The organism is uncultured Agitococcus sp. (assembly GCF_937920075.1).
Lineage (GTDB): Bacteria > Pseudomonadota > Gammaproteobacteria > Pseudomonadales > Moraxellaceae > Agitococcus.
Map to the genome: position 1 here is coordinate 1 of NZ_CALETI010000242.1, position 3,534 is coordinate 3,534.

Consider the following 3,534-nt stretch of genomic DNA (forward strand, 5'->3'; position numbering starts at 1 on the left):
AAACTCCGCTAAGCTTGAACAATTAATTGAGATGGTGACAGAGATGGTGGAAGAAGGCCGAAAAATTTTGATTTTTTCGCAATTTACCACTATGTTGCAACTGATTGAAGATAACCTAAACAGCCAAAAAATTGCTTTTGTTAAATTAACAGGTCAAACCAAAAAACGTGAAGACGTGATTAATGCTTTTCAATCTGGGCAAGTGCCTGTGTTTTTAATTAGTTTAAAAGCCGGTGGTGTTGGTCTTAATTTAACCGCAGCGGATACAGTGATTCATTATGATCCGTGGTGGAATCCTGCGGCTGAAGACCAAGCCTCTGACCGCGCATGGCGTATTGGCCAAGATAAACCTGTATTTGTTTATAAACTGATTACTAATCAAAGCATTGAAGAAAAAATTATCGCTTTACAAAAAAACAAAGCCGATTTAGCTGCGTCTATTTTAAGCCATGATAAAGAACATCAGGTTAAACTATCAGAAGAAGATGTATTGCAGTTATTTGAACGCTTCTAGGTGTGCGGCTGTTGTCACTTTGTCTACAAACAGGCAAAGTAACAACAAAAAACCTAACGTGATTATTAATGATAGCTTACTGCCTATCCAACAATCTATAACCAATGGCTTCGGTAATATGTGGCACTAAAATTTGCTCACTGTTTGCCAAATCAGCAATCGTACGTGCCACACGCAAAATTCGATGATATGCCCGCGCAGAAAGTCTTAAACGTTGCATCGCTTGATCTAATAACCGTCCTTCTTTTTCACCCAAAATACAATATTGGTCTAATAAACGAGGCGTTAAATGTTTATTTGTGCATTGTTGGCGGTGTTGTTGCCGCTCACGAGCCGCCAAAACACGCTCTTTCACTTGTGCTGAGCTTTCACTCACTTGATTATCGCGCAACACACTGGCTGCCAATGCAGGGACTTCGATATGCAAATCAATTCGATCTAATAAAGGGCCAGATAATTTGCCGCGATAACGGGCTATTTGCTCAGGTGTACAACGACAGCGCGGCGAACCATCGCCTAAAAACCCACAAGGACAAGGATTCATCGCCGCTATTAATTGAAACGCCGCTGGAAAAGTCATTTGTTTAGCAGCACGTGAAATCACTACTTGACCAGACTCTAAAGGTTCGCGCAACACCTCTAAAACTTTTCGATCAAACTCAGGTAACTCATCTAAAAATAATACACCATGATGTGCCAAACTGATTTCACCAGGTTTGGGATTAGAACCACCACCCACTAAGGCAGGTGCAGAAGCGGTATGATGTGGCGCACGAAACGGCGGCAAACCAAAATGCGGATAATTTTGTGCCGCTACGGAATGAATAGTGGCGACTTCAATACTTTGATTATCGTCTAAAGCAGGTAAAATACCAGATAAACGTGATGCCAATAAGGTTTTGCCTGTTCCTGGGGGGCCCATCATTAATAAAGAATGGCCACCAGCCGCCGCAATTTCTAAAGCTCGACGCGCACGATGTTGACCTTTAACATCACTTAAATCGGGTGATTTGACATGATGATGTTGAGTTTGATTTTTTGTGGCTGTTAACACAACGTCACCAGCCAAACTAGCACACAACTCTTTCAAATGACGAATGCCATAAATTTGAGCTTGCTGCGGATAGGCCGCCTCTTGAGCATTATCCACAGGCACATATAAAGAATGTCCTTCTTTAGTTGCTGCCAAACTTGCAGACAATACACCAATAATCGGCCTTAATTCGCCTGTTAATGCCAGCTCACCCACAAACTCTTTATGTTGTAAGCTCTCAGATGTTATTTGACCGCTAGCGGCCAAAATACCCAAGGCAATCGGTAAATCAAAACGACCACCCTCTTTGGGCAAATCGGCAGGGGCTAAATTAATCGTCACTCGCCGTTGAGGAAACTCAAAACCTGCATTAATTAATGCTGACCGAACACGATCTTTACTTTCACGCACAGCCGCTTCAGGTAAACCCACAATCGTTAAAGCAGGTAAACCATTGCTAATATGAACTTCGACAGTAACCAGAGGCGCGTGCAACCCTAAAGCCGCACGACTATAGACCAATGCTAATGACATGATGACATCCCTGTTAGTTTGATAAAACTAAATTTATCCTTGATAAAAACTATTTAATTTGATTTTCGAGTGATTTTAGCTGTTTTTCTAGCATTTGTAACTTCATTCGTGCCTCACCTAATAATTGTGCTTGACGATCAAATTCCTCACGCGTCACTAACTCCATTTTGGCAAAGACTTCTTGTAATACGGCTTGTAAATTTTTATCTAATTCTTGCCATGCGCCTGTTTGGTTCGCTTGCTCAAAGCGGTCACGCACCTGTTCACGAACTTTTTGCACCAAATTATCTAATACCATATCAACCTCGCCTAAAAAATGCACCAAAACAAAAAAAGCACCAAATTAGCGCACCAAAATAGATCATAAATACAACACAGGCTCCAAAAGAAATATTCAAAAAAGTGCAAAGACACTCTGTAACACCTTTAACCACCTACAAAATCCATCTTGGCACGAGTTCTGCATTATATCTTGCACAGTTGCTACCAATTCTAAGGTTAGTTTGTCATAACTTAGAGATAAGACAAACCCTTTTAAGGTAGCGAACGTTAATTTTCAATAATAGACAATGGGGTCACTATGAAACTTTCTTCTTTAGCCAAAGCCTTACTTGCAAGCTCAATGTTATTTTCAGCAGTTAATGCTTCTGCTGCTGATCCAATCACCGTAAGCGGTAGTGCTGCATTTACCTCTGACTATTTGTTCCGTGGTGTTTCTCAAACCTCTAACAATGCTGCCGTACAAGGTGCAATGACATTCACTCACGAAAGTGGTGCATATTTTTCTATGTGGGGTTCTAGCATCGCTAGTGGTGTAGGTGGTTTAGAGTTAGATACCTTATTAGGTTACAGTGGTAAAGCAGGTGAAGTGGCTTATGACGTAGGTGTGATGCGTTATAACTATCCAGGTTTAAATGATAATAATGCAGCATTTGAAGCTGACTACAACGAAGTTTATGCCTCTGTTAGTACTATGGGTGCAAAAGTTGGTTTTAACTACAGCCCAGACTATTTCTTTGAATCAGACAAATTTTTATACCTCTATGCAAGTTATGGTACAGAGGTTGCTGGTGTAGGTTTGTTTGGCAGTGTTGGCATGAACAAATTTGACAGTGCCGCTATGATGAGCCAAGCATTAGGCACAACAGGCAGTGATGACAGCTACATTGACTATAAATTAGCTGCTTCTAAAGCAATTAGTGGTATTACTGTTGAAGGTGCATATATCGGCTCTAACATTGACGAAAAAGAATGTGGCGCAGGCTTATGCGAAGGCCGCTTTGTTTTAACCTTAACTAAAGGTTTCTAACATCATAGGGCTTACTCACAAGGTAAGCCCTTATTTTTGAGGAATTAAACATGAAATTAGTCACCGCCATTATTAAACCCTTTAAGTTAGATGATGTTCGCGAGAGCTTATCTGACATTGGCGTGCAGGGTATTACCGTTACCG

Annotated in this window: 5 protein-coding genes; 3 read left to right on the forward strand and 2 right to left on the reverse strand. The window is 41.0% G+C overall.

Annotated elements, in window-relative coordinates; translation table 11 throughout:
- The coding region (locus tag Q0212_RS08500; RefSeq protein ID WP_297924501.1) for a DEAD/DEAH box helicase at nt 1-514 on the forward strand (514 nt) is incomplete at its 5' end.
- A gap of 76 nt (nt 515-590) precedes the next feature.
- Here Q0212_RS08500 and Q0212_RS08505 read toward each other — a convergent pair.
- Complete coding sequence (locus Q0212_RS08505; protein WP_297924503.1) at nt 591-2,081, reverse strand: YifB family Mg chelatase-like AAA ATPase; 1,491 nt, start codon at nt 2,079-2,081, stop codon at nt 591-593.
- 49 nt (nt 2,082-2,130) lie between these two features.
- A complete protein-coding gene (locus Q0212_RS08510) occupies nt 2,131-2,379 on the reverse strand; it encodes an accessory factor UbiK family protein (RefSeq protein WP_297924505.1) in 249 nt (82 codons plus the stop codon).
- A 282-nt stretch (nt 2,380-2,661) separates the two neighbouring features.
- On the opposite strand from Q0212_RS08510, the gene Q0212_RS08515 reads away from it, so the two are divergent.
- Entirely contained in the window at nt 2,662-3,390 is a 729-nt protein-coding gene (locus Q0212_RS08515; protein ID WP_297924507.1) for a TorF family putative porin, read from the forward strand.
- Nucleotides 3,391-3,440: 50 nt separating this feature from the next.
- Nucleotides 3,441-3,534, forward strand: a 94-nt coding sequence (locus Q0212_RS08520) for a P-II family nitrogen regulator (RefSeq protein ID WP_297924509.1), incomplete at its 3' end; no start/stop codon positions are given.

Excerpts from the sequence above, each read along its gene's own strand:
- Q0212_RS08515 (WP_297924507.1), top strand. The coding sequence starts at position 2,662 with ATGAAACTTTCTTCTTTAGCCAAAGCCTTACTTGCAAGCTCAATGTTA.
- Q0212_RS08510 (WP_297924505.1), bottom strand. The coding sequence starts at position 2,379 with ATGGTATTAGATAATTTGGTGCAAAAAGTTCGTGAACAGGTGCGTGAC.
- Q0212_RS08505 (WP_297924503.1), bottom strand. The coding sequence starts at position 2,081 with ATGTCATTAGCATTGGTCTATAGTCGTGCGGCTTTAGGGTTGCACGCG.